Origin of the sequence: Burkholderia cepacia, from assembly GCF_001039005.1 — a bacterium.
Lineage (GTDB): Bacteria > Pseudomonadota > Gammaproteobacteria > Burkholderiales > Burkholderiaceae > Burkholderia > Burkholderia theae.
In genome coordinates this window covers 1-1452 of sequence record NZ_LDWR01000127.1, presented here as the reverse complement: position 1 = coordinate 1452, position 1452 = coordinate 1, and the positions used below count along the sequence as shown (strand labels likewise).

1 protein-coding gene is annotated in these 1452 nt (G+C 58.1%); it reads left to right on the top strand.

The genetic code is table 11. The features are described from left to right. The first annotated feature begins 47 nt into the window (after nt 1-47). Complete coding sequence (locus VL15_RS38385; protein WP_048252109.1) at nt 48-1445, top strand: IS30 family transposase; 1398 nt, start codon at nt 48-50, stop codon at nt 1443-1445. Nucleotides 1446-1452 lie beyond the last annotated feature (7 nt).

Here is a 1452-nt window from a genome sequence, read left to right as displayed (position 1 = left end):
GGCGGATTCAACCGGTCGTCGCAACACCTTAATTCAGGAGGTGTTTCATGGGTCGTCCATCGAAATGGATACAACAGTTGACGGGGCGAGGAGCGATGCGCTCGCCAGGCGCACCGTCGCTTCGGCATGAGGTCGAGCGTCAGTTTTGGAAGCAGGTTGCGACCGGAATCACAAGCGAGAAGGCTGCAACTGCGGTCGGTATATCTCAGGCCGCAGGCACGCGCTGGTTTCGCCAGCGTGGCGGTATGCCGTTATTCATGGCAAGTCCAATATCCGGGAGGTACTTGTCGTTTGCTGAGCGTGAAGAGATAGGATTACTCTCAGCCGAAGGCGTCGGAGTGCGTGAGATCGCTCGCCGTATTGGCCGCAGCGCGTCAACGGTCTCACGAGAGCTCACGCGTAATGCTGCAACTCGTGGCGGCCGCCTCGATTATCGGGCATCAGTCGCACAGTGGAAGGCGGAACTGTTTGCCAGGCGACCGAAACCGGCAAAGCTTGCGACAAACCCGAGGCTACACCGCTATGTGCAAGAGCGCCTGGAGGGCCAGGTTCATGACGCTAAAGGACGTAAGGTTGCGGGGCCTCGTCAAGCTGCGTTCATCGGGCGGAATAAGCCAGAACGCAGTGATCGCAAATGGGTCAATGGCTGGTCACCAGAACAGATTGCCCATCGCTTAAAAGTCGACTTCCCAGATGACGAAACCATGCGTATCTCTCACGAAGCCATCTACCAGGCACTTTACATTCAAGGGCGTGGTGCGCTCAAGCGCGAGCTGGTGACCTATCTGCGCACCGGACGAGCGCTGAGAGTGCCAAGGGCCAGGGTGCAAGCCAAGGCGTGGGCGCATGTCAGCGAAGATGTGATGATCTCCGAACGTCCTGCGGAAGCTCAAGATCGTGCTGTACCGGGACATTGGGAAGGCGACCTGATCATCGGCTTGAACCGGTCTGCGATCGGAACGCTGGTCGAGCGATCAAGCCGATTCACCATGCTCGTCCACCTGCCTCGCGAGGAAGGCTACGGGCTGACTCCCAGGACGAAGAATGGTCCCGCGCTGGCCGGCTATGGGGCTGTCACAATGGCCAACGCCCTCAAGAAAACCGTGACGAGCATGCCTGCCCAGTTGTGGCGATCATTGACCTGGGATCGAGGAAAGGAACTGTCCGATCATGCCCGCTTCACCATTGAGTCTGGTGTGAAGGTCTTCTTCGCCGACCCGAACAGCCCATGGCAGCGTGGCACGAACGAAAACACGAACGGCCTTCTACGACAATACTTCCCAAAGGGCACAGACCTGTCCCGGTGGAGCGCTCGAGAGATTCAGGCCGTTGCTAATACGTTGAACACTAGGCCCCGGAAAACACTCGGCTGGAAGACGCCTGCTGAAGCTCTGGACGAGTATCTCAGATATGTTCAACAACCTAGTGTTGCGACGACCGGTTGAATCCACC

Excerpts from the sequence above, each read along its gene's own strand:
- VL15_RS38385 (WP_048252109.1), top strand. The coding sequence starts at position 48 with ATGGGTCGTCCATCGAAATGGATACAACAGTTGACGGGGCGAGGAGCG.